The organism is Treponema sp. Marseille-Q4523 (assembly GCF_016901105.1).
In the GTDB taxonomy this organism is placed as follows: domain Bacteria; phylum Spirochaetota; class Spirochaetia; order Treponematales; family Treponemataceae; genus Treponema_D.
On record NZ_JAFEVM010000033.1, the window covers coordinates 1 to 24390 of the forward strand.

Annotated in this window: 20 protein-coding genes and 1 pseudogene; 5 read left to right on the top strand and 16 right to left on the bottom strand. The window is 47.6% G+C overall.

Going from position 1 to position 24390, the window contains the following annotated elements:
• The 8 genes from JSQ97_RS10085 to JSQ97_RS10120 all read right to left on the bottom strand — a co-directional run.
• A partial coding sequence (locus JSQ97_RS10085) for a class I SAM-dependent methyltransferase (RefSeq protein WP_205075942.1) occupies positions 1–560 on the bottom strand: 560 nt, incomplete at its 3' end.
• Between the two features lie 20 nt (positions 561–580).
• Positions 581–1588, bottom strand: a complete 1008-nt coding sequence (locus JSQ97_RS10090) for a radical SAM/SPASM domain-containing protein (protein ID WP_205075943.1) — start codon at positions 1586–1588, stop codon at positions 581–583.
• 23 nt (positions 1589–1611) lie between these two features.
• On the bottom strand, positions 1612–2154 hold the full coding sequence (locus JSQ97_RS10095; RefSeq protein ID WP_205075944.1) for a dTDP-4-dehydrorhamnose 3,5-epimerase family protein: 543 nt from the start codon (positions 2152–2154) through the stop codon (positions 1612–1614).
• Positions 2155–2166: 12 nt separating this feature from the next.
• A complete protein-coding gene (locus JSQ97_RS10100) occupies positions 2167–3105 on the bottom strand; it encodes a glycosyltransferase family 2 protein (protein WP_205075945.1) in 939 nt (312 codons plus the stop codon).
• A complete protein-coding gene (gene rfbH / locus JSQ97_RS10105; RefSeq protein WP_205075946.1) occupies positions 3106–4437 on the bottom strand; it encodes a lipopolysaccharide biosynthesis protein RfbH in 1332 nt (443 codons plus the stop codon). It abuts the gene before it with no gap.
• Complete coding sequence (gene rfbG / locus JSQ97_RS10110; RefSeq protein ID WP_205075966.1) at positions 4430–5497, bottom strand: CDP-glucose 4,6-dehydratase; 1068 nt, start codon at positions 5495–5497, stop codon at positions 4430–4432. The genes rfbH and rfbG overlap by 8 nt, the downstream gene beginning before the upstream one ends.
• A 2-nt stretch (positions 5498–5499) precedes the next feature.
• Positions 5500–6273: a glucose-1-phosphate cytidylyltransferase gene (rfbF, locus tag JSQ97_RS10115; protein WP_205075947.1), complete on the bottom strand. Its 774-nt coding sequence runs from the start codon at positions 6271–6273 to the stop codon at positions 5500–5502.
• 469 nt (positions 6274–6742) lie between these two features.
• Positions 6743–7348, bottom strand: coding sequence for a transcription termination/antitermination NusG family protein (locus tag JSQ97_RS10120; protein WP_205075948.1), 606 nt, complete (start codon positions 7346–7348; stop codon positions 6743–6745).
• 161 nt (positions 7349–7509) lie between these two features.
• Between JSQ97_RS10120 and JSQ97_RS10125 the strand changes: the two genes are divergently transcribed.
• Positions 7510–8010: a helix-turn-helix domain-containing protein gene (locus JSQ97_RS10125; protein ID WP_205075949.1), complete on the top strand. Its 501-nt coding sequence runs from the start codon at positions 7510–7512 to the stop codon at positions 8008–8010.
• Between the two features lie 271 nt (positions 8011–8281).
• On the opposite strand, the gene clpB is transcribed toward JSQ97_RS10125, so the two are convergent.
• The 7 genes and pseudogenes from clpB to JSQ97_RS10160 all read right to left on the bottom strand — a co-directional run bounded on the left by clpB (position 8282) and on the right by JSQ97_RS10160 (position 18416).
• Positions 8282–10867, bottom strand: coding sequence for an ATP-dependent chaperone ClpB (gene clpB, locus JSQ97_RS10130; RefSeq protein WP_205075950.1), 2586 nt, complete (start codon positions 10865–10867; stop codon positions 8282–8284).
• 113 nt (positions 10868–10980) lie between these two features.
• Positions 10981–11799, bottom strand: a complete 819-nt coding sequence (locus JSQ97_RS10135; protein ID WP_205075951.1) for an Rpn family recombination-promoting nuclease/putative transposase — start codon at positions 11797–11799, stop codon at positions 10981–10983.
• A gap of 334 nt (positions 11800–12133) precedes the next feature.
• Positions 12134–12433, bottom strand: a pseudogene (vapC, locus tag JSQ97_RS10140) (type II toxin-antitoxin system VapC family toxin); the annotation flags it as partial.
• A 209-nt stretch (positions 12434–12642) separates the two neighbouring features.
• The gene (locus JSQ97_RS10145; RefSeq protein ID WP_205075952.1) at positions 12643–13812 is read right to left on the bottom strand and encodes a hypothetical protein; all 1170 of its coding nucleotides are present in this window, start codon (positions 13810–13812) and stop codon (positions 12643–12645) included.
• 21 nt (positions 13813–13833) lie between these two features.
• Positions 13834–14055 (bottom strand): hypothetical protein, encoded by a 222-nt coding sequence (locus JSQ97_RS10150; RefSeq protein WP_187383669.1) that lies wholly within the window; start codon positions 14053–14055, stop codon positions 13834–13836.
• A gap of 23 nt (positions 14056–14078) precedes the next feature.
• Complete coding sequence (locus tag JSQ97_RS10155; RefSeq protein ID WP_205075953.1) at positions 14079–17081, bottom strand: insulinase family protein; 3003 nt, start codon at positions 17079–17081, stop codon at positions 14079–14081.
• Positions 17082–17084: 3 nt separating this feature from the next.
• Positions 17085–18416, bottom strand: a complete 1332-nt coding sequence (locus tag JSQ97_RS10160; RefSeq protein ID WP_205075954.1) for a flagellar motor switch protein FliG — start codon at positions 18414–18416, stop codon at positions 17085–17087.
• 100 nt (positions 18417–18516) lie between these two features.
• Here JSQ97_RS10160 and JSQ97_RS10165 point away from each other — a divergent pair, with 100 nt between their 5' ends.
• Entirely contained in the window at positions 18517–19500 is a 984-nt protein-coding gene (locus tag JSQ97_RS10165) for a carbohydrate kinase family protein (protein WP_205075955.1), read from the top strand.
• 402 nt (positions 19501–19902) lie between these two features.
• On the opposite strand, the gene JSQ97_RS10170 is transcribed toward JSQ97_RS10165, so the two are convergent.
• The gene (locus tag JSQ97_RS10170; RefSeq protein WP_205075956.1) at positions 19903–20556 is read right to left on the bottom strand and encodes a DUF4230 domain-containing protein; all 654 of its coding nucleotides are present in this window, start codon (positions 20554–20556) and stop codon (positions 19903–19905) included.
• A gap of 99 nt (positions 20557–20655) precedes the next feature.
• Between JSQ97_RS10170 and hflK the strand changes: the two genes are divergently transcribed.
• The 3 genes from hflK to JSQ97_RS10185 are packed head-to-tail and all read left to right on the top strand — an operon-like array spanning position 20656 to position 24371.
• Positions 20656–21630, top strand: coding sequence for an FtsH protease activity modulator HflK (gene hflK / locus JSQ97_RS10175; protein ID WP_205075957.1), 975 nt, complete (start codon positions 20656–20658; stop codon positions 21628–21630).
• A complete protein-coding gene (gene hflC / locus JSQ97_RS10180) occupies positions 21627–22613 on the top strand; it encodes a protease modulator HflC (RefSeq protein WP_205075958.1) in 987 nt (328 codons plus the stop codon). The genes hflK and hflC overlap by 4 nt, the downstream gene beginning before the upstream one ends.
• Positions 22614–22631: 18 nt before the next feature.
• On the top strand, positions 22632–24371 hold the full coding sequence (locus tag JSQ97_RS10185) for a hypothetical protein (RefSeq protein ID WP_205075959.1): 1740 nt from the start codon (positions 22632–22634) through the stop codon (positions 24369–24371).
• The last annotated feature ends 19 nt before the right edge of the window (positions 24372–24390 follow it).

Here is a 24390-nt window from a genome sequence, read left to right on the forward strand (position 1 = left end):
ATACCACCTTCGGATAATATACCATGTATATTAGTGATCATTCTATCAAAATCTATCACATGTTCTAAAACTTGCATTACTGTGATACAATCATACCCCCCCCCATCAGAATATTTCGAAACATCATTTTTTAGAAAATTGATTTGGCTATCATTTTTAGAAGGAATTACTAAATCTACCCCTGTGAGATTTCTATATTCCTTTGAATATAAGAATTTTAGCCATCCACCCTTCGCACACCCAAGATCACAGATTTTATACTCTTTTTTTATATAAGGTGCCATTATTTTATATATATTATCATATCGATGAATGTCATATTCATCATTTCCTCCTGCGACCGAAAAAGTAAAGTGATAATTAGAAAATTTATTATAATAATTAGAAACAGCATCGTTATCATTGATTGCTGTGTATATAAAAGAACAATTTACACATTTTTTCATTTGATATACTTCAGGAAGACCTGTTAAATTATAATTTGAAATAAAATCTATATTAATCAGATCTTTCATTTTTTCTTTACAAATCGGACATAAACAAACATTTTTAGAATTCATAATATCACCTCCACGCTTTTTTATGAGATCCTATCCAATAGTTCTTCCGCAAACGCATCCATATCATCCGGTGCGCCTTGTTTTAATTGCCCACAATTTGCGCAGATCGGATGCTGTTTCCGTTCTTTACGCAAAAACATCCTTTGATATTCCCGCATCGTTTCACCGTTCCATATATCTTTTATAGACTCCGTTGAGACATCTCCTATGACTAATTTCCTGCGCCAGTCTAAAAAACACAAACTTACAGTACCGTTTGAGTTTACAGCAACGGAATAAAATACATAGGGGCATACCATAACCTCTTTTATTTGTTGTGCATAGATACCTCGGGTTTCATTCACCTTGACTTTGTCCAATTCAAAGGTAGGCCAACATTCCATAATACTTTCTATAAAAACACCGTCGGCTATATCACCGAATGTAGCCAAAAATTCCTGTTTTTGTTCTTCCGTTATTGTATCGCCGTTTATTTTAACAATCATTTCGCATTTATTGCGGCTGTGTTCATAAAAAAAAGCTATTTCATCTACAAGTTTTTTGAAATTAACTTTTGCTCCGGAAAATTCCATGTATTGCTCATTTGTCATACCCTCAACGGAAATATTAATCCGATCAAGTCCTGCGTCAATAATTTTTAAGCTTAAATCATGATTTAATAAGGCAGCATTTGATGTAGTATCAACTCTATCACAACAGCCGGATTCTTTTGCATATCTTATCATGTCCGGAAAAAAGCGATTCATCAAGGGCTCTCCGTCTTTATATAGACGTATAACTTTAACCTTATCCTCAAAAGTGCAAATATCGTTTATAATTTTTTTGTATAATTCAAAATCCATCGGTCCGTGATTTCTGCCCGGTGTTTTTTTCATTAATTCCCTGTCTCCTGTAGGACAAAATTTGCATAGAAAATTACACCTATCGGACGGATCTATATTTATAATAAAAGGCGTACGCAACGGAATGACTGTTTCCAATTTCGTACGATTTGTCAAGTCTATTCTCGGTTTTATTTTTGCTTTCATTTTTACCTCTTAGGAATTTCACATCAATCAAAATAATTAAAGGCGGAACTTAATGTCGGAAAATTACTGTCGCGTTGAGAAATAATAGGTTGTGCAATTTTCCAATCAAAACCGAACGATGAGAAAAGGATTCCGCAATCATGTTCGCTGTCATAACAGGAAGTTTGCGCATAGTGCACTATTGTATTGTCTTCATGTGCGGCAAAACCGTGTGCACAGCCTTTGGGAATATAGAGATATCTGGCATCCGATGCCGATAAATCTATCGTAAAAAATGTACCGTACGTCGGAGAACTTTTACGGATATCAAGTACCACATCGGTTATGCTTCCGCTTATACAATATACCATTTTGATGTGATCCGATGGAGGCGTTTGAAAATGCATTCCGCGTATGACATTTTTTTTATTTATCGAATAATACAATTCTTTAAAATTGCAATCCAACCCTAATGCGGAAAAGTCTTCGCTGTTTACCAGTTTTTTGAATGTTCCCCGTCCATCAGAGAAAATAGGATTTTCCAATATATAGAGTCCGGAAATGTAAGTAGCAATTTTTTTAATCATTTTTTTACCGGTTTAAAAATTAATTCTTCTTTCCTCAACAACAACAGGACGATTGATAATACGCGTGTTTATATTGAGTACGTATTCTCCTAAAAAACCTATAAAAAAGAGCTGAATGGAACCGAGCAAACATATCATTATTATGATCGGCACGTATCCTGCAGAAAAACTGTTCCACCGTATAAGCTTTAAAACAAAAAATACCAGGGCGACTAAAAAACTCAAAGAACCGATAATAAATCCTAACAGTGTAGCGATACGTAAACCTATTTTGGTGTAAGAAGTAAAACTGAGCATCATCGCATCATAGAGCGTATAAAAATTATTATGTGTTTTTCCTGCCCTGCGTTTCGGTTGTTCATATTCGACTTCAAGCATATTAAACCCCGAACAATATTCGGCCACTATGCCGCGCAAAAACGGAATGGGATCATGTAATTCACGCAATAAAGCGATAAAGGTTTTATCGTATAGTCCGAAGCCTGTAAAATGTTCTATCATCCTTACACTGGACATATTTTTAATCATTTTATAATAACAGGTGCGTAAAAAATAGATAAAGCCGCGCTCTTTACTTGAAGTTTTTATACCGCTTACGATTTTATAGCCTTGCTCCCACGCTTCGACGAAGGAAGGAATCAATTCAGGCGGGTCTTGAAAATCGCAGCAGATACTGACGGTACAATCCCCCGTCGTTTGGCACATGCCGTAGAAAGGCGAATTGAATTGGCCGAAATTCGTTACATTGAAAATCGCTTTTATCTTTTTATTTTTTGCACACAGCTTTTCGATTATGTCACGAGTGCCGTCGGTTGAACAATTATCTATAAAGAGGATTTCGTAATCATATCGATTTAAAGCGGTTTGCAAAATATCCGTTAATCGTTCCGCCATCGCTTCAACGTTTTCTTTTTCGTTATACGTGGGTACCAATATGCTGATTTTTTTCATTTATATGCTTTCCCGTATCACCCGTATCATTTTATCCAACATCTGATCGGTCATGCCGGGATACACGCCGATCCAAAATGTATCATACATAATTCGGTCGGTCACATCCAGCGTACCGCTGATCCGGTAGCCTTCCCCGTTTTCGCGCATTTGATCGAAGCACGGATGGCGCACAAGATTTCCGGCAAAAAGAGCACGTGTTTGGATATTCGCCGCTTCAATTTTTTTTACGAGTCCTGTTCTATCCGTGCCGGGCTTGCACGTTATTAAAAAACCGAACCAACTCGGATCGCTTGAGACAACGGGTTCGGGAAGTATGAGCTTGTTTTCCAGACCTGTAAGTCCGTCTTTCAAACGCTTCCAGTTATACTTTCGGCGTTCCACGAATATCGGAAATTTTTTAAGCTGCGCGCAGCCGATCGCCGCCTGCATATCCGTCGCTTTCAAATTATAGCCGAAGTGGCTGTATGTATATTTATGATCATATCCGAGCGGAAGTTCTCCGTATTGCTTGTCAAAACGATGTCCGCACTTATTATCCACCCCGCTCGGACAAATACAATCACGCCCCCAATCGCGCAGGGATCGAATAATTCTATGCAGTAACGGATCGCGGGTATATACGGCTCCACCCTCGCCCATCGTCATGTGGTGCGGCGGATAAAAACTCGACGTACCGATATCGCCGACGGTTCCGGTCTTATACGTCTTACCGTCAATCGTGTATTCCGAGCCGAGTGCATCGCAGTTATCTTCTATGAGCCAAAGGTTGTGTTCGGTACAGAATTCTTTTACGGTTTTTAAGTCAAACGGATTTCCGAGTGTGTGCGCAATCATCACGGCTTTTGTTTTATCGGACAACGCCCCTTCGAGTTTTGTTATGTCGATATTGTATTGAGGAATTGTTACGTCGACGAAAACGGGGACCGCACCGTATTGAATGATCGGCGTTACGGTCGTAGGAAATCCGCACGCAACAGTAATCACTTCGTCCCCTCGTTTCAGCTGACGTTCTTTTAAAAGCGGCGATGTAAGTGCCATAAATGCGCAGAGATTGGCGCTTGACCCTGAATTGACGAGGGAGCAAAACGGCACGCCGAGATACTTTGCAAGCTGCGCTTCAAATTGGTCTGTGTAACGTCCGTTCGTAAGCCAGAATTCAAGGGAACTGTCCACAAGATTCATCATTTCCTGTTCGTCGAACACGCGGCTTGCATAGCTGATACGGTCGCCGTCCTTGTATTCAGGCTTTACCATGAATTTCTTGTAATATTCTTTTACGGCTGAAAGAATCTGCTCCGCGGCTTGTTCTTTTGTGTTGTTTTCAAACATGGTATTCCTCGAAATATTCCTTTATCTGTCTATCGGTCATTTCCTTTGCAGAATTGCCGCTTGAAACGCTTTTTTCCCATTCGACAATTTTTTCCACTGCCGTTCGTATGTTCCACTTCGGATACCAACCGAGGACGGTTTTTGATTTTGAGCAGTCGAGTTTCAAAAAATTAGCTTCATGAGGAGCATCGACTTCTTCTATAACTTTCCAAGATGCGCCGCTTCCCCACGCGCCGCAAAACAAATCCGCAAGCTTACCCGTCGTAATGCAGCTTTCATCATCGGGCCCGAAGTTATAGCTTCCGCCGTATTTTTCTTTGTTTTCGTATTGCATTTCGGCAAGCATAAGATATCCGCGTAAACATTCAAGAACATGCTGATAGGGGCGTATACTGTTTGAATTGCGAAGTATTATCTCTTTGCCGCTTTCCACAGCGCGGATACAATCCGGAATAATCCTATCCGGCGCATAGTCTCCGCCGCCTATGACGTTACCGCTTCGGGCTGTACTTATGGCCGCACTGTTCCGCTCCGTAAAAAACGAATTTTTATAACTGTAAGTAACCAACTCGGAACACGACTTGGAATTGGAATAGGGGTCAAAGCCGCACAGCTCTTCATTTTCACGATAACCCCACGCCCATTCTCTATTGAGATACACTTTGTCGGTAGTGACATTTACAAATGAGTGCACGCTGTCACAGCTGCGCACGGCTTCAAGAACATTTACCGTCCCCATCACATTTGTTTCATATGTAATGACCGGCTCTTTATAGCTCGTACGAACAATCGGTTGGGCGGCCAAGTGAAAGACAATATCCGGACGAAAGGTATTTACCGCATCGCGGAGCTTCGCTCCGTCGCGGATGTCGGCGATTATACTGTCGGTATCTTTCGCTGTCCCTGTCGATACGAAGAGACTCGGTACTGTAGGCGGTTCAAGAGAATATCCTGCAACACGAGCACCCGCGCTGAGTAAAATACGGCAGAGCCACGTTCCTTTAAAGCCCGTATGTCCCGTTATAAATATCTTCTTTCCATTGTAAAACGATAAATTCATGCTCAGTCTTTCCAAATTTTCCACGGTGCGTCGCCGCTTACCCAAAGCCGCTCGAGCTTTTCTTTTTCCCGCAGAGTATCCATGCATTGCCAAAAACCGCGATGAATATACGCATTCAACTGATTATCCGCAACCAGCGATTTTAGCGGCGCCTGCTCAAAAACGGTCGCATCACCTTCGATATAATTCATCACTCCGGACTCGCATACCATAAAGCCGACATTGATAAGATCACCATCCTCATCGTCTTTTTCTCGGAATGATTTTACGGATCCGTTCGCAACTTCAACGATTCCCTTGTTCTGACCTAGATTGTAACACGTCATCGTTGCAAGCTTGCCGGATTTTTTATGCGATGCGAGCAATGCCGCCATATCGATATCGCCTACTGCATCACCGTAAGTGAGCATAAACGGTTCATTTCCGATATATTCTTTTATGCGTTTAACTCGTCCGCCGGTCATCGTCTGTAAACCGGTGTCGACAACAGTAACTTTCCAATCATCTTTCGGTTTGTTATGGAATATGCATGCATTATCCTTCATATCAAACGTAACATCGCTGTTATAGAGAAAATAATTTGAAAAATATTCTTTGATGATATGCTGTTTGTATCCGGCACAGATAATGAATTCTTTAAAACCCTGAGCAGCGTAGACTTTCATGATATGCACGATAATCGGAAGCTCTCCGATTTCAATCATCGGCTTGGGCTTTAGATGAGACTCTTCACTGATTCGAGTTCCGTAACCTCCGGCTAAAATAACGACTTTCATAAATCAACGAGTCCTCGTTTGGTCGAATTATAATGGCGGAAAATCACAAAAATAATACAGATACCTTTAAGAGTGTCTACAATGTGATTTCTGCTATTCCCCAAAAAAATCGCATGTATAGTAATTTTGAAAATCATATTCCTCCCGTATAAAAAGTCAACGAACAAGGTGCCTTCCTAAACTATTTAATTTATGACAACAAGAGCTTATCCGGAAAGGCTGATATGTAAAATTAATTTATTTTACTCAGCAGACATTTTGCAATATATACACCCCCTCTTCCGGCAGAAATCACCGACCTAAACGGTATCTCCATATACCGGCGCGGTTTTTTCCGTATGTTTTCCGAGATGTGTAGACATTGCGCTTATTTATGGGACAAGCTCCCTTCGTAAACAGTTTGCAACTGAATTGCGAGTATCATAGCACGGTTTATGCTTATCGTCAATTTATCGGAATTTGAAAAAAACTACTCCAACTCTTCATATTTTAAATCAAATGTCAGGCTGTTATTTGCGAGTGAAGAACGGACTGTAATTCGTTTTTGCTTTTTATTGACTTTGACAATATTACCTTCATATCCCACGAAGGGTCCTACTATTGCTTTTATTTTTTGATTGGGAAGAAACCGTATCTTTGAAACTCCTAAGACTTCGCCGTTATGTATCAGGAATTTCAATTCTTCTAATGCCGCTCCTGCTATTTTGGTCGGATTTTGATTATCCCGCAAAATTCTGCAAAAACCTTTTATCGCACGGAGTTCGGTAAAAAAATCTGCCGTCAATTCTTCGATTTGGAAAAACAGATATCCCGAAAAAAGGGTTCCTAAAAACCAACCTCTTTTTTCGGTATACATTTTTCTTTGAAAATAATAAAAACGTACGGAAGGATATTTCTCTTTTAGTATTTCAGTTGCTCTTTCCTTAAATTTTTCTTCTTCCCCTGTAAAAATCATTATACAGTAATATTCCATAACAGATTTCCAGTACGGTGTAATATTTCTATCAAAAGTATGACAATGACCGCATATACTATTTTTATCAAATATAATTTCTAAATCCGTAACATCTATCACGAAACGTTTAATCTTTCATATAAACGTGTATCGTTACATATCCGTCTCGCTCTATTTTAATGTAGCACGAATTTTCCCAAATATCAACCTTTTCCGATTCCATTTTCAGCATACTGCCGTAACCGATTAATACGCGCCGCATTTTGTGATATAGTTTTCCTATGCACGTATTTTGGAAAAACGTCCGCAGCATAATCGATTATCGTGGGATCACTTTAAAGATGCTTGCGTCTCTTGCGGACGTACCGTATTCGACGATTACAAACGGAAAAAACACAGAACGGCAGCCGTCGGTCGAAACGGCATTTAAAATCGCTTCGGCGTTGAACAAGTCGATCGAGTCTCTTATGTGCGATACGGCACGGCTTCAAAGCGAATGTAGCGTTTTAAAATTAAAAAATTCACTCAGCAAAAACGATATCGCACTCTGCCGCAAATACGAAAACATCATCGATTCTCTCGAAAAGCTTCCCATTCGCACACGTGAACCGATTATTAATTTAATCTTAACCGTCAGCGGAAGAAATTCCGAATCGGAAAGCGAATCGAAAAAATTGTCAACAAAAGAGCATGCCGAATATAACGTTGAGAAAAGCGATGATCAAAGCGGGGGAACGATCTCAAAAGTCGATTACGCTTTCGACAGACCGCCCAAAAATTGAAGTTTTAGGAAAAATCCCCCTCGCGCTCAAATACCGGTGAAAAAGCAACGGCTCGAAAATGAAGCCCCCGCGCTCAGCACACGCTATATGCAAAAGCGGGGGGCGTCGCACATCTTGTTGTCCCGTTGCACATACTCACGCCCCCGCAGCACCTCATTTATACTCCTCACTTCACTCAACCACAAGCTTGCCTGCTGTGCATTCTCGCACAGCGGAAAAATCACTCAACCGCAAGCTCACCTGCTGCAGCGTAGTCCGCCGCCCGTTTCCGTCACTCAAACGAAAGTCCGTCCGCCCCCGGTTTCGCCGTCACTTTGATCGCAGCCCCGTCGGAAAACTTTCCTTCGAGCAGTTCTTTTGCAAGCGGATTTTCGACATACGTTTGAATCGCTCGCTTTACCGGCCGCGCACCGAAGGCGGGATCGTAGCCCTTGTCGGCGAGGAAGGCTACGGCTTTGTCGTCGAACGAAATTTTGATCCGTCTGTCGTCGAGCCTGTGCGATACGCGCTCGAGCTGATTTTTGACGATGCCCGAAATACAGCTTTGATCGAGGCGGCCGAACATGACGATTTCGTCGATGCGGTTTAAAAATTCGGGACGGAACGTCGATTTGAGCATCTCGCTCACTTTTATTCGCGCGTCGTGCATTTTCTCGGGCGTGTCGGCGTCGAGGATCACATCGCTTCCGAGGTTGCTCGTCATGATGATGATCGTATTCTTAAAGTCGACGAGGCGTCCCTGTCCGTCGGTCAAGCGTCCGTCGTCGAGCACTTGGAGCAGCACGTTGAATACGTCGGGATGCGCTTTTTCGATTTCGTCGAACAGCACGACGCTGTACGGACGGCGGCGCACCGCTTCGGTAAGCTGTCCGCCTTCATCGTAGCCGACGTATCCCGGAGGAGCGCCGATCAGACGCGAAACGGAAAACTTTTCCATATATTCGCTCATGTCGATTCGCGTAAGCGATTTTTCATCGTTGAACAAAAAGTCCGCAAGCGTTTTCGCGAGCTCCGTTTTTCCGACGCCGGTCGGGCCGATAAACAAAAAGCTTCCGAGCGGACGATTCGGATCGCTCAAGCCCGAGCGGTTTCTGCGGATCGCGTCCGAGACGACTTGCACCGCATCGTTTTGTCCGATAACGCGCTTATGCAGCACGGATTCGAGCTGCAAATATTTTTGCTTTTCGCTCGACAGCATCTTTGCGACGGGGATTCCCGTCCACTCGCTGACGACGCGCGCGATGTCTTCTTCGGTCACTTCCTGCCGCAAAAGAGATTCGCGGCCGCCGTCGTTTTTGCTTCCGGCTGCCACCGCGGCGGAAAGCTTTTTTTGCAGATCGGGGATAATGCTGTACTTCAATTCGGCGGCTTTCGCAAGGTTTCCTTCGCGCGTATATTTTTCTTCATTGAAGCGCGCCTGTTCGAGTTTTTCTTTGATATCGCGGCTCTTGTTGATATCGGCTTTTTCATTTTGCCACTGGAGCTTCATCGCATCGCGCTTCGCCGAAAGATCGGCGAGTTCTTTTTCGAGTTTTTCGAGCCGCTCTTTCGACGCTTCGTCGTCTTCTTTTGCGAGCGACTGCTTTTCGATGGACAGCTGCATGATCTTCCGTTCGATTTGATCGAGCTCGGTCGGCTGGCTTTCGATTTCCATTTTGAGCCGGCTCATCGCTTCGTCTACAAGGTCGATCGCTTTATCGGGCATAAATCGATTCGTGATATAGCGGTTACTGAGGACTGCCGCCGCAACGAGCGCTTCGTCGTCGATCCGCACGCCGTGGTGAATTTCGTATTTTTCGCGCAGGCCGCGAAGGATCGCGATCGTATCTTCGACCGACGGTTCCGAGCAATAAACCGGCTGAAAGCGGCGTTCGAGCGCCGCATCTTTTTCGATGTATTTCCGATATTCGTCGAGCGTCGTCGCTCCGATCGCCCGAAGCTCTCCGCGAGCGAGCACCGGTTTTAATAAATTCGAAGCGTCCATAGAACCTTCGGACGCGCCCGCACCGACGATCGTGTGCAGCTCATCGATAAAGAGCACGATCTGTCCTTGGCTTTTTTGCACTTCCGTGATGACGGCTTTGAGCCGCTCTTCGAATTCTCCGCGGAATTTCGCGCCTGCGACAAGGGAACCCAAATCGAGGGCGAGAAGGCGCTTGTTTTTCAAGCTTTCGGGAACGTCACCCGATGCGATACGACGTGCAAGTCCTTCGACGATGGCGGTTTTTCCGACGCCCGGCTCTCCGATGAGCACCGGGTTGTTTTTCGTGCGGCGGCAGAGCACTTGCATGACGCGCCTTATCTCTTCGTCACGCCCGATGACCGGATCGATTTTATCCTGGCGTGCAAGCGAGGTCAAATCGCGACAATATTTTTCGAGCGAGCGCATCGAAGATTCGGGATCGTTGCCGGTCACCTGCTGATTGCCCCGTACCGCTTTCAGCGCTTCCAAAATCGCTTTTCGGTCGATACCGTGCTTTCTCAGCATATCGCCCGTGCGCCCGTCCGATTCGCTCATCGCAAGGAAGATATGCTCGGTCGAAAGGTATTCGTCGTGCATATCTGCCATCGCTTTTTCGGCTTTTGCAAGCGTTTTTTGCGCTTCGGATGAAAGCGACATCTGCACGTTGCCTCTCACCGTCGGGTAAGAAGCGAGCAATGCGTCGTTTTCTCGAAGCAGCGTTTCGACAGGCACGCCGATACGCTCGACAAGGGGCGGGACGATACCGTCTTTTTGCTTTAAAAGCGCGTCGAGTATATGTTCGAGTCCTATTTCACTGTGATCGTTTTGCTGAGCAAGAGCGCTCGCCTGCTGCAGCGCGTCCTGCGTTTTAAGTGTAAAGTGTTCGTAATCCATGCTTTAAACATACTCACGAATTGCGAATAAAGCAAGAATTTATCTATGACAACCACGGAAATCAATTTTTATCTAAAAGGCCGGATGTCGAGCTTTTTGAAAAGCAAATGACACTACAGTTTTTCGATTTCCGCTTTCGAAAGACCGGTCGCTTTCGCTATCACTTCAAGACTCATCTGCATATCCGATAAAATTTTTGCCGTTTCCCGCTTTGCTTGATATGATCCCGCCGCAATGCCGTCGCGTCTCCCCCGCTCAAAGCCGATCTTCTCACCTGCCATGCGTAAGTCATCTTCCCGTATATTCAACGACATGTATACGCTCCTGAACTTTTCGTTCCGTTTCGCTTTTTCGACAAGCTCATCGATGTGCTGTGTAAAACCGCTCGTCGCTCGCCTCTCGCAAAGATACTCCAACAAAGCGCTCAATTCAGGCTCATCCTCTTTACCGTAGGCACCCACATTATAAAATACTTTATACGATTTGTCATCAAGAAGAATACTGCCGTCCTCACTGCATAAATTGCGAAACGTATATACAGGTAAACCTCTACCGAAGGGATCCTGCGTACAGATAAAGATGACGTAGCTCTCTTTCAGTTCCGCGTAACTTTGTCCGCGTAAGAGGTTATCGACATCCATAAGGCTTTGGTAATAACGCGTACGTTTGGGAAGAGAGGGCGGGATCGACGTTTGTATTTCTATATCGAAGATGCGATCGGGGTCTGAGACATAGACATCGAGGCGTATGCCCTTGCTTTCGTAAAAGGGTGCTATCGTTTTTTGCAGCGAGGGATATTCTATTTTGCCGACTTTGATGTGTAATAAGCGCTCCAATACGCCTTTACAAATTCTTTTGTTTTTCATGACCGTACCAAACATAAAGTCGTCGGTAAAGGAGAGTTCTTCGACGGGTTTATGGGTATATTCCATAGCTGCACCTTCGGTTATTGAGATAGTGCGGTAAGGAAGCCGCTGAACTATATATCGCCTGCAAAGTGATAAATTACGCGGTTTTTTGTAAAAATAAACGGAAACATCATTTCCTGCGCGGGGAACTTCGCGCTCCGCGCTCGTTGCAAGTTGCGCGGGGAACTTCGCGCTCCGCGCTCGTTGCAAGTTGCGCGGGGAACTTCGCGCTCCGCGCTCGTTGCAAGTTGCGCGGGGAACTTCGCGCTCCGCGCTCGTTGCAAGCGGCGCGGGAGACCGTAATCGAAATCGCACTGCAGCTTGACTGCGGTGTAGGCATTGAACTTCGTGTTAGTCATTATACGGCGAGTCTAAGTTCAGTAATGACTCTCGACATATTTACGTAATCTTCATCATCATGCAAAAGAGCAATGTTATTCTCAATCGCAGTTTCTGCAATAAGCAAATCTATTGTGCTGCGGATTGTAATGCCTTTTCTTCGGCATCTAAAATTCAATTGGGCGGCATTTTCAAATGATTGTACGTCAAGTTTAAACGAATACAGGGGGATATATTTCAAATAAGATTTTAAGGTTGAAAATTCTTTTTCATCTTTTGAACCTTGCAAAATTTCCTGATAAATAAACTCATTAATACAGAAAGGCTCTTCACTTTATATCAAATTATCGAGAAATTTTATTCCTTTAGTTTCTCTTCCCTTGAAATAATTTATAAAAACTGGAGTGTCCACAAAAATCATTATACACTCCGCATAGCTTTGTAGTCATAATCATCTGAAAATTGAATTTTACCTTTTAAGTCTGCCAAAGATTTCTTTTTTGTTTTTGTAATAGAAGACGGCAAGGCTCAGATTTCGCCTTCTTCCGCCTGACCGAATTCGCAGAGCGCGAAAGCGACGTGCGCGTCTTCGATGATTTCAAGGCTTTTGCCGATGCGGCGGTACAATTTGATTTCTCCCGTTCCGCTTCCGCCGGCAAGCAGTTTGAGCACTTTTCGGTTTCCTTCGGGAAGTTCGATATTGCGCACAAAGAGTTTCGATGTGTGACACACGATATCGATGTCGATGACCCATTTTTTCATATCGGCGCTTACCGACCAGTGCAGCCGCTCGCCCTCTTCGTCGGCGGGCATTTCGGTACAATCCCATAAAATTTTTTCCGATGCACCTCTTTTTTTCGCTTCAAGCGCGATGTCCGTATCTTCGAGTTCGAGCGCAAGGGAGAGATTATCTTCAAATATTCCCTGCACCGTAAAACTCGAATTGAACAGCGCCTTTCCGCTGATGCGGCTCGTCAAATGGGATGACGAAATATGAAAATAAGGAGCCGGAAACATACGGAGAAAATGAGCATCGATATAGCCGTATGATTTTTTCGGAAGCACGCTGAACTCGCGCCCGTCGAGCGTAATGCTTCCCGAAAACGCCGTTCGCGCCCCTGCGGGAATCCATCGATCCGAGCTTTTTTTATAGCCTGCGGAAAATTGCTTTCGGATTTCAAAGCGCAGATCCCATGAAATATCTCCCGCGTCGCAAAAGTATTCGGGATGCGCGGTATGCTCTTTTAACGTACACGAAAGTGCGCCTGAAATTTTTCCGTCGTCGAACGAACAGTTTCCGACGGTAACAGGAGAAAGTCTGAACCCGCCGGCAGTATCGTTGAGCGCATAGTAGCTGCAAATCTGTTTCGGTTTTACGCCGAAAGTTCCCGCGCGCACGGCGACGTACGACGGCGTTAATATAGATTCGGAGCGCAAATTGAATGCAGCTTCCGTTCCCGCAAGCGCATACTGCAAATCGTCTTCAGATATCGCCGTACGCGGTTTAAAGCCGAGCACGCTTTCATTCGGTGAAAGACCCGGGTTGAGCATTTCCCATTCGACGAAGAACAACTGCTCCGCGCCGGAGAGCGCATCGATACCGGTAAAGACATAGCGTGCCCACACGACACCGTTTTTTTTCAGCGCGGAGTGCGGCTTCCATCTGCTGCAATTAACAATTTTTTTCGGAGCCGTCATCACAAATCTCCGGGTCGCATATCATCCGAGAATTTTTTCGATGCTCTTGGTAATCGCTTTTTTGTCGCGCGGAAAATTGGCGTCGAGAAATTCAAAGCATTCGACGGCGGCGCGCTGCGCGTGTTCGTACCATATCGTATACAGTTCCGACTTTATATCTTCACCCGGGTACGGCGCGCCCTGCACGTCGGAGACGAGACTGCGCAGCATCCGTATACATTCTTTTGTTTTTTTGTCCATCATAGACGACACCTCGTTTTTGAGTATTATAGCGACAAATCGATAATAAAGCCAGTGCCTTTTACCGATTTATCGCAGATCACCGCAGTATTCCCGCCTGCAATCGCGCGGGCGTTTTCGGCTGCCGCATGCAAAGAAGCGGCATCGACCGCAAGGATCGCCGCTATATATTCGCTCCATTCTTCATGAGTCATCGCATAAAGCTTTCGCAAAAACCCGCGCGCACCGCGCGATTGAGGCGACTGAGGCTTCGTCACGTCTCCGTAAGTTCCCGTCACCGCGCGGGAAACATCGGTATCGCTGAAACGCATAGCGCACACCTCATCGAGGCAGCTTTTAAACGTTTTTATCGATTCGAGCGGAGACGGATCGCGGTAGGTGGTCATCGAAAAGATTTCAGTTGAAATGTCAAAACCCGCCGATGCACCGTATGCGCCGCCTGTCGTCCGTATGCGTTCCCAAAGGATATTGCCGCGCATCCAGTGGCAGAGCACCGTAAGCGCCGCTTTTTCCTGCATCGTCAATCCGCCGAGATACACCGACTGCGCAGCATAGCCCACTTGCGACGAAAGCGTACACGTTTGAAAGCGTTCGTCTTCCCCCTCGCCGGCCGTTTTTACAAGCGCATAATATTCGCCGTTTTCCGGACGGACAAGCGGAGAGAGCTCGTGCAAGCCTGTCTTCCGTGCGAATTCGGGAATGCGCGGAAGCACGGTTTTAAGCGACGCTTCGTCGGCCGTGATGTGAATAAGACCTCCCGCATTTCGAATCGATTTTGCCATATCGGAAAAACGATTTCCGACCGAACCGGGATTTTCTTTGCAGATCTTTTCGATCGTCAAAACCTGCGCGACGCCTCCCCACGCTTCTTCGACGGCGGAAGACCTTCCGAGATTCCGCGACGCTCTGAGTTTTGCGTAGCGCGAACCGGAGGGAATGACGGACGAACGGATATCGTTTTTCATTTCGTCCAAAATCGTTTTGACCCGCTTTTCATCCGAAAATTCCGTAAACGCGATCGCTTCTCCGAAAAGCGCGAGCGCTTCATCCGTTTTTTCGACGGGCAGCTTGATGCTGAACGAAAGCCAATCGCGGCCGATATAGTGTTTGTCGCGAACCGAAGAAGCCGCCTTTTGCGCATACGCGCTTTTATACGAGTCGCCCGTCAGCGTGCGCACTCCCATATCGCCCGAGCACAGGGAAGCGGCTGCGGCGCACTCGTCCCATTTTTTTCCGTTCCAGCCGGTATTCGTCGCACAGGCGGCAAAGGCCGGAATATACGGATATGCGCCTATGGGAAGCGCATCGGCAGGATAGCACACATCGATATAGACAATACCGCCCGTCGCTTCACGGTTTACAAAAAGCGCGACTTCGCTTCCGTCCGCTCCTAAACATGACGACACGTCGGTTGCAATCGGCTCGACTTTCTTTTTCAAATCCGACGGGAGAATATGCGGTATGCACGCAGTCTCCTTTTCCGTCTCTTTCCGCTTTTGATAGGCGTGCAGCGCTTCGGTGTTCCGCCGCACTTCACCCGCGTCCGCGCCTTTTGCAAGAGATGCGATAAGCTCGCGTTCTTTTTTCGCACGTTGTTTTAAAAACGAAGCTTCAGGCGTTACGACGACGAAAGAGCGGGCGGTGTTGTCCAAAAAAACGCGCCGTATGAGAGAAGCGATATGGTTTTTATCTGCGGCGATTTTTCGCTTGACCCTATCGAAAGCGGAGCGGTAGCCGAGCGTCGATGCGGGAGATGCGCCGTAGTTCCAGCCGTTCAGTGCACGATCGGCGAGTTCGAGAGAAAAAGGATCGCCCCGCACGCGAACGACTTCGCGGTTTGCAAAATCGACGGCGAGAAGAGCCGCATCGATATCGTTTTTCGGAATGCCGTTTTCACATAAATCGACAAGCGTAGAAATTATTAATTTTTTTACCGCATCGGCATCTTTTTTATCGACGCCGCTCAAACCGAAATAGAGCATTTGACAAAACGCTTCGGCGCCTCCGCCTGCGGCGAGCCGTTCGCCCAAACGCGAATCGGTCAAGGCCTTTGCGACCGGAGAGCTGTCGTTTCCTGCGAGAAGCTGCAGCAAAAAAATCACTTCCATCGTATCGTCGATATTCGATGAAAGACCGTATCGCCAGTTGAGCGTTACGTTCGATTTTTTCGCATCCGACGCGGGGCCGGCCGCATAGACGACCGCTTCTTCGCTCATCGCTTTCGGCTCTTCAAGTTTTCGGAAGTTTTCGCCGAAGGCGGGAAAACTTTTCGGCACATCGGGAACCGGATAGATTTTTTCGAGGCGATCGAAAAAGCTTTGCTGCATAAAATCGAGCTGCGTTTCCGTCTTTATATTTCCGTATAAAAACAAAAGACAATTCGCCGGACTGTAATACGAGCGATGAAAATCTTTAAAGCGCTCATAGGTAAATGACGGGATGACGAGAGGGTCGCCGCCGGAATCGTTTGCATAGCAGGTACCGGAAAACAGGCTTTTAAATTGTTCGTCGAAAGCGACGGAATTGAACGACGAATAATTTCCTTTCATTTCGTTGTACACGACGCCCTGAATCGAATAGCCGCCCTTCCCGTCTTCTTCAAGGCGGTGCCCTTCCTGATAAAAGGTTTCTTTTTTTAACAAGGGAAAAAACACCGCGTCGGCGTATACGTCCATCAAATGGAAATAATCTTTTTCGTTTGCCGAACTCGCGGGGTACACCGTCTTATCGGGATAGGTCATCGCATTTAAAAAAGTGTACACGCTTTGGTTCATCAAATTGACAAAAGGTTCTTTGACCGGAAATTTTTCCGAACCGCAAAAAACCGAGTGTTCGAGTATGTGCGGCGCTCCCGTCGAATCGGCAACGGGAGTACGAAACGCAAATGCAAAGAGATTTTCTTCATCGTTATTTACTAAGTGAAAAATTTCGAGCCCCGTCTTTTTATGGCGGAGATACAATCCCTTCGATTCGCAGTCGGGGATATCGGAAACCGATATGAGGTCGAAGCCTTTATAAAATTGTTTCAACTGTCACTCCACGTATTCGCCGTCGTCACGGCCGTCGATTTTAAATTTGCCTTGTTCATACGCGCTCCGCATCGCAGCCAAAAATTTTCCGGTTACGTCATCGCAGTCGCGCTTGGACATGGGCTTGGCAAGCTGTTCTTCTTCGAGAACGGTATCTCCCCTGCCCTTCGAAACGTTGTATAAAATTTTTTTTCGAAACGGCTCGGACTTTCCCGCGATGAGATAGGCGATCTCTTTTTCGCTCATCGATCTCAAAAGCTCCTGGATAAAACGGTCGTCCGATTTTTCGACGTCTCCGAGCGTAAAGAGCCGTTTCCGTATGTCGTTTGCCAAATCGGCATCTTCTCCGGAAATCGTTTCGATGATTTCGTCTTCCGATGCAAGAGGCATACGCCTGAGGATTTCGGCGAGCGCACTTCTCCCGTCGATCGATTCCGCTTTTTCCGCAGCAATCGAAAGCGATTTTTCGTATATCGCTTTGTCGGTGCGGCGAAGCACATCGGGAGAAACCGGCTGCATTTTCGCAAGACGTGAAATCACATCGCGCTTCACCTCTGCGTCCATTTTCCCGATAACGGCGGCAGCTTTTTCAGGCTTTATGCGAGAGAGCACGAGCGCCTGTACCGCAGGCGATTCGTCTTTTAATAAAAAATACACGCGCTCGCCGTCTGCCGTGTTGAGATATTCGAAGGGCTTTCCGCCCGAGAGTGAAACCGCCTTTTGCAGCATCGCTTCGGCCTTTTCGGCACCGTACGCTTTTTCGAGCATTTCCCGCGCGATGTCCGCACCTCCGCTCTGCCGCGCCTGTTTTAACAAGCCTTCGAATTCGGAAAGTATTTCGGACGCTTCTTTCGGATCGACGCTCCTGATCGACGCGATTTCGGGAATGATTTTTTCAGTCTGTTCTTCGGTCAAGTGCCGCATGACTTTTGCAGCTTCATCGACGCCGATTATTAAAAGAAATTTTGCGACACGGCGGTAGACGCTGTCGCCGGATGAGCTTTCCGGTATCTTTAATAAGCCGCCTTTTTTCAGCGTGTCCGCCGCACGGGAAAGTCCTTCGTTTCCGCCGGAGTTTCCGGCACCTGCGTTCTGCAAAGCCGCCTGTTTCGACAAGGTTTCGCTTTCGGAAAAAATATTTGCAATTTTTCGATTGACGCCTTCAAAGGGCTTGTTCGATCCGCTGCCGGTCGGCGATTGTGAGAGCCGTGCCCGTGCGCTGCCTTCCTCGCTCGGCCGCACACCCGAAGCTTGCAGCGCGCTCCCATCCGCGGGGTGCTCTCCCTTCCGTGCTCCGTTTTTATATGCATTCGCCCGAATATCGTTCAGATTCATAGCGTACATAATATAACGAAATAAAATATCGGGCAAGGCTGTCGCATATCCGCCCGTTTTTTGTTATAGTAAACGCGGAACAACAAGTACGGGAGAAATTATGAAACGATTCGACGTTACGGCGCTCGGTGAAATACTTATCGACTTTACGCCTGCGGGCAAGTCGAAAAACGGCAGAACACTGTTCGAAGAAAATCCGGGAGGCGCACCGGCAAATGCCGCAGCAGCTGCCGCAAAGCTCGGCGCACGAGCCGCTTTTATCGGAAAGACAGGGGATGACCAATTCGGCCGCGATGCGAAAGCGGCGCTCGAAAACTGCGGTGTCTATACGGGAGCGATGAAGACGGACAAGCGTCATACGACCCTCGCTTTCGTAACGCTTGCACACTCAGGCGAGAGAGCGTTTTCCTTCGCGCGCTCGGACGGCGCCGACATCAATCTGTCGGCCGATGACATCGATGAAAAATTAATAAACGAGAGTACGTTTTTGCATATCGGCTCTCTTTCGTGTACCGACGAACCCTCTCTTTCGGCGACGCGCAAAGCGATCGGAGCCGCGAAAAACGGCGGGATATTCATCTCGTACGATCCGAACTGGAGAGAACCGCTGTGGCGAGACAAAGAAGAGGGTATTGAAACGATGCGCTCGCTTTTTAAATATGCCGATTTTGTTAAAATCGCCGACAACGAACTCGCGCTCATGTACGGAGAAAACACGCCGATCGCCGCACGGGAGATCCTCGACGAAGGCGCAAAGCTTGTCTGCGTAACACTCGGCAAAGACGGCGTCTTCTATAAAACGCAAGGGTACGAAGGCATCGTATCGATCCCGCAATACAATATCGAAGTGCGCGATACGACAGGCGCGGGCGACGCGTTTACCGGTGCGCTTCTCTATCGGCTGACTCGGCGCGAAAATCCGTTTTCATTTACCGAAGACGAACTCAAATGCGATCTGCACTTTGCAAATGCCGCCGCAACGCTCTGCGTGTCGCGATACGGTGCAATCCCCGCATTGGCGTCTCTTTCCGAAACGGAAAAGCTCCTCGCTTCTTTTCCCGGCATCAGTGGCAAACAGCCGTGATCCGTGCGAAGAGCTCTGCGAGATCGTAATCGTCCGAATGCACTTTATCACACGGCTACGCAAAGTCTACGGAGAATCCGGCGGCTTCAAGCTTTGCTGCGCGGTAAACGGTTTCGGCGCTTTTTCTTCGCGGACAATCTTTGCACACGTCGAACCGTCAAGCGAAAAAAATTATCAGGTCGAAACTCGCCGTTCAGTTGGCGCGTGAAATTATTGGAAAATTTCGAGTTTTAGAAAAATCGAAATTGAACTTATTAAAAATTCAATCGATCAAACGGCCGGCAAGGGGCTGTCCGAAAAAATCAATCTTCGAATAGTCTCACTGATTTAAGTATGGGACGCCCCGCAGCTTTTCCTACGGCGCGCCCTTATCCCCTGCAAAAAAATCGGACACGCATCTCATCAGCGTATCGTAACGTTTTCAAAGCCGAGCGCGGTCATGGACGCGCGAAGGACGGCCCGTGCCTGCACATCCGCGTCGTCCAAAAGCCCTTCGGCGACAAGACGTTCCGCGGCGGATGCTCTGCTCTCTTCGATCCCGTCGAATATTTCTTTCATCGTGATCGGCACGAAAATGCTGCGCTTTTCATCGAAGATTTCCTGCGACGCTATTTCGTTTCCGAGGAGCTCCGATTTCGGAAGCGAAATCGAAACGGATTTTCCGTCTTTCGAAACGGTCGCAGCGATCTTCGAAACGTCGGCAATACCTGCACGCGCCACACCTGAATATTTCACGATGCTGTAGCTTTTTGCCACACCGAGCGCACCGCTTTTTTTTATGCTCACGATTTCACTGTAGCGCAGCTTTACCGTAACGAGTTCGCGGCACAGCACGAGCTGCCGTTCGATCCTCATATATTTTTTCGTAAGTTTTATTTCAGTGATTTTTTTCCTGCCGAAATACGCGCCCGCACCGAGTACGCACAAAAGAAGCGCGGCAAAGATGATTTTCAATAAAAGACGTCGTACGGGAACCTGTGCCGCTTTGATAATTTTTTTCGCCGCGCTTTGCGCAGTCCGCTTTTTCTCTTCGACCGATGTGCGCTCTTCTTTCATATCAATCTCCCGTAAAAACGCTTACACGAACGTGCCGCACTATATGTTCGATTATATCATCGCTTGTCATTTTATGGTATAGTTGAAGTGAGGAATACTATGGGAAAAATAACAAAAGAATCGGCGCGGCGTTTTTTTTCAAAGCCGTCGTCCTATGCGCTGCTGCTCGCCCTTTTTATCGGAGCGTCGGCAGTAAAAAGCAATTTTTACATCGTCGATGAAACGGAGCAGGCCGTCATCACAAGATTCGGCAAATACGTCGAAACCGTCGGCCCGGGTCTGCATTTCAAGCTGCCCTTCGGCATCGACAAAAACTACAATATTCCGGTGCAAGTCGTTCAGACGGAACAGTTCGGTTTTCAGACGATCGAAATGAAGCGGAACAGCCGCTATCAAAACGGTATCGTCGCCGAATCCACGATGCTCACGGGAGATTTGAATATCGTCGATGTCGAATGGATCATTCAATACCGCATCGTCGATCCGAAAGCGTGGCAGTTCAACGTCGAAGACCGCACGCGTACGATCCGCGACATCTCCCGCTCGGTGATCAATACGCTCGTCGGCGACCGCGCCATCCTCGACATTATGAGCGCGGAACGCACGAACATCGAAATGCAGTCGCGCGATATGATGAACGACAATTTTGCAAAGCTCGGTTTGGGCATACACGTTACGACGGTCAAACTGCAAAACATCGTTCCGCCCGAGGGCGTGCAGGATGCCTTCGAAGACGTCAACAAAGCGATACAGGATATGAACCGATTTATCAACGAAGGAAAAGAAGCGTACAATGCCGAAATTCCGAAAGCGCAGGGTGAAGCCGACAAACAGATTTCGGTTGCGCAGGGATATGCGGCGGAACGCGTAAACCGCGCGAGAGGAGACGTCGCCCGATTCAACTCCGTGTACAAAGAATACCGGCGATCGCCGCGCGTCACAAGAGAGCGTATGTATTTGGAAACGATGGACGCCCTTTTCAATTCCGACACGAAGAGTACGCTCATCGACGGCAGGCTGCAAAACGTACTGCCTATAAAACAGCTTTCGGCTTCCGAAGGAGACGCACAATGAAATCGATCAAACGTATCGTACCGCTCCTCGTCGTTTTTTTATTTTTATTAATTTTCTTCTTCGCGTCCGGCCCGCTCTATATCGTCAGAGAGGGAAATCAGGCGATCGTCACGAGATTCGGAAGCATCGCCGAAGTCCGCACCGATGCGGGATTGTATTTTAAAATCCCCGCAGCCGACATGGTGACGACGTATCCGAAACGCATCCTTTCGATCGACGGCGATCCGCAGCGCATCCCGACAAAGGAAAATCAATTTATCGTCGTCGACACGACGAGCCGCTGGAAGATAGCCGATCCGAAATTGTTCTACACGAGTTTTAAAACGATCGAAAACGCAAGCAACCGCCTCAGCGACATCATCGATTCGGCAACGCGTACGGTCGTCACCGCAAACCGATTGAGCGAAATCGTGCGTTCTTCGAACATCATCAACGAGCGCGCGGCAAAGGCCGTCGCAGCGGAAGACGAAGAGACAAAAGAAATCGAATCGCTTGTAAACGTCAATACGACGATCGAAGCGGTCGTGCACGGACGGGGCGCGCTCTGCGAAAAAATGACCGCCGCCGCAAACGCCCTCGTTTCGGATTACGGCATCACGGTTATCGACATCGTACCGCGGCAAATAAAATATTCGGACGAACTCACCGAAAGCGTATACAACCGCATGATAAAAGACCGCAGCCAAGTGGCGCAGGCATACCGCTCGCTCGGAGAAGCGAAAAAAACGGGATGGATCGGGCGGCTCGAAAACGAAAAACGCACGATTTCTTCCGATGCGTATCGCCGCGCCGAAGAGATCAAAGGACAGGCGGACGCGGAAGCGGCGCGTATTTACGCCGAAGCGTACAACCGCGATCCGGAATTTTACGCGTTTTGGAAAAGCATGGAATCGTATGCGAATACGCTAAAAGGCCGCGATGCGACGTACAGCACGAATATGGATTACTTCCGATATTTGTATTCGCCCGAAGGCAGACGATAAAAATTAATAATCAACAATATGAGTGAAATTATATTCGATACGGGATTAAACGAATCGGCATTTGCCAAAACCCGTCTTTCAAATTTGCTTTCCGAATCGGGTATCGCAGCTTTCGCGGACAAAAAATTCGGATCCGATATGACCTTTTCGTTTTCCGAATGGAAGTTCGACGGCGTCAAAACGATCGGAGACGGAGATGGCGCGCACGTACACCTTTGCGGGCGGTTCGGCGAAGAAGAGGAAATGTTCTCTCTTGCGGAAATATTTTTGAGGGCGGAAAGAGGCGGAGAGGCCGAGCGCTATGCGGCAACGGCCGCATCCTATGCGGCGGTATGCGTGATCGAAGAGGCGAAAAAAGAAAACGTAAAAATCGAAAACATCGGTGCGGGCGGCATTTACGTAAAGGCTGCACCCTGGTTTGCAGAAAAACCTGCGCTCCTTTTTTTGCCCCAAGCGCTCTTCGATAAAGCGTGCGCGACCGGCGGCGCATCCTATGCAAAACTGCAGGGCTTTTGGATAAGCAAAGCGCTATCCGAAAGGCGCGGCTCCCTTTCTTTTACGCAGGCGGTTATCGCCTACCGCGCCCTTGCAAAGCGTATGCCTTACGACAAAAGCGATGAGAGCGCGCGGAGCACCGACGAATACGATAAAAATTATATGAAGCTCGAGCACGTCATAAACGGAGTCGATGCGTCTCTTGCCGAAAGCGTCGATGCCGCGCTTGAACTTCCGTCGCGCACTGTAGAAGCGGAAAGGAAAAATGCACACGGATCACACGGTGTGCACGGCGCGGCGGAATCGTTGCATACGGCGGACGGGCAAAAAGAAAAACCCTTTCCGCTTCAAGCTTTTTATGCCGAACTCGGGATCGATGACGGCACGCTGAAAGAAGTGCCGCACCCGGCCGCCCTTCCCCAAAGCGAATTCGACGCAAAGGTCGCATCGTATTATAAATCGAAAAAAAGAAGCATAAGTGCTCGACGCGCGTTCAGACGCAACGCGGGAACGATCGCGGTCTGTTTTGCAGCTTCGGCCCTTATCGCATTTTTCGCTTTCAGCGCGGTACGCAATGCCCGACACCGTCCGTCCGCCGTCGGCCTTACGTCCTTTGAAGTCGCCGAAGCTTTTTACGAAGCGATACACACGCAAAACGTCGAACTCGTCGGCGCGATGTCTTCGGGCAAAGTGTCCAAGCGCTACGGCGATATCGTCGGCGGTATCTATGTCATAAATAAAACGAGGAGCGCCTACGATCCGAAAAACGGCATCGTCACACCCGAAGCGTGGTTCGCCTCCCTTTCGGAGGAAAATGTGGAGGCAAGGCGGGACGTATACGGCATTACTTCTTTTACGCTCGACGGCAAAGAAAGCTCACTTGAAGTCCGCGTACCCGAACGGAGCGAAAAGAGAACGCCGGTAAGAAGCGAAGGAGGCGCACCGCTCGACGACGGCGCTCAAGCGGCGCATACGGCGGAGTATTACACCGTGCGCACGGACGGCGAAACGGGCGATTTTATCGTAGAGCGCAATCGCGATACGGTAAGGCTGACGTATAAAAAGAACAGATGGGCTGTCACCGAAATCGAAGAGGACGAGGACGATGTGCCCGTCGACACCGCAGCGTTCAAATCAGACGCGCTCGCAGCCCTGCAGAAATACGGAGGAGATACCATCCTTGCAACAAGCGCGCTCAAAAAAACATATCCGTGGGTACCCGATCGCGCAGCCGTTCAAAAAGCGGCGGAGCAAAATCAATAAGGGCGAGCCGTGTTCGGAT

Excerpts from the sequence above, each read along its gene's own strand:
- JSQ97_RS10100 (WP_205075945.1), bottom strand. The coding sequence starts at position 3,105 with ATGAAAAAAATCAGCATATTGGTACCCACGTATAACGAAAAAGAAAAC.
- rfbG (WP_205075966.1), bottom strand. The coding sequence starts at position 5,497 with ATGAATTTATCGTTTTACAATGGAAAGAAGATATTTATAACGGGACAT.
- JSQ97_RS10170 (WP_205075956.1), bottom strand. The coding sequence starts at position 20,556 with ATGAAAGAAGAGCGCACATCGGTCGAAGAGAAAAAGCGGACTGCGCAA.
- JSQ97_RS10090 (WP_205075943.1), bottom strand. The coding sequence starts at position 1,588 with ATGAAAGCAAAAATAAAACCGAGAATAGACTTGACAAATCGTACGAAA.
- JSQ97_RS10135 (WP_205075951.1), bottom strand. The coding sequence starts at position 11,799 with ATGGAATATACCCATAAACCCGTCGAAGAACTCTCCTTTACCGACGAC.
- rfbH (WP_205075946.1), bottom strand. The coding sequence starts at position 4,437 with ATGTTTGAAAACAACACAAAAGAACAAGCCGCGGAGCAGATTCTTTCA.
- hflC (WP_205075958.1), top strand. The coding sequence starts at position 21,627 with ATGAAATCGATCAAACGTATCGTACCGCTCCTCGTCGTTTTTTTATTT.
- clpB (WP_205075950.1), bottom strand. The coding sequence starts at position 10,867 with ATGGATTACGAACACTTTACACTTAAAACGCAGGACGCGCTGCAGCAG.
- JSQ97_RS10145 (WP_205075952.1), bottom strand. The coding sequence starts at position 13,812 with ATGACGGCTCCGAAAAAAATTGTTAATTGCAGCAGATGGAAGCCGCAC.
- JSQ97_RS10150 (WP_187383669.1), bottom strand. The coding sequence starts at position 14,055 with ATGATGGACAAAAAAACAAAAGAATGTATACGGATGCTGCGCAGTCTC.
- rfbF (WP_205075947.1), bottom strand. The coding sequence starts at position 6,273 with ATGAAAGTCGTTATTTTAGCCGGAGGTTACGGAACTCGAATCAGTGAA.
- JSQ97_RS10160 (WP_205075954.1), bottom strand. The coding sequence starts at position 18,416 with ATGAATCTGAACGATATTCGGGCGAATGCATATAAAAACGGAGCACGG.
- JSQ97_RS10125 (WP_205075949.1), top strand. The coding sequence starts at position 7,510 with ATGCACGTATTTTGGAAAAACGTCCGCAGCATAATCGATTATCGTGGG.
- JSQ97_RS10095 (WP_205075944.1), bottom strand. The coding sequence starts at position 2,154 with ATGATTAAAAAAATTGCTACTTACATTTCCGGACTCTATATATTGGAA.
- JSQ97_RS10165 (WP_205075955.1), top strand. The coding sequence starts at position 18,517 with ATGAAACGATTCGACGTTACGGCGCTCGGTGAAATACTTATCGACTTT.
- JSQ97_RS10185 (WP_205075959.1), top strand. The coding sequence starts at position 22,632 with ATGAGTGAAATTATATTCGATACGGGATTAAACGAATCGGCATTTGCC.
- hflK (WP_205075957.1), top strand. The coding sequence starts at position 20,656 with ATGGGAAAAATAACAAAAGAATCGGCGCGGCGTTTTTTTTCAAAGCCG.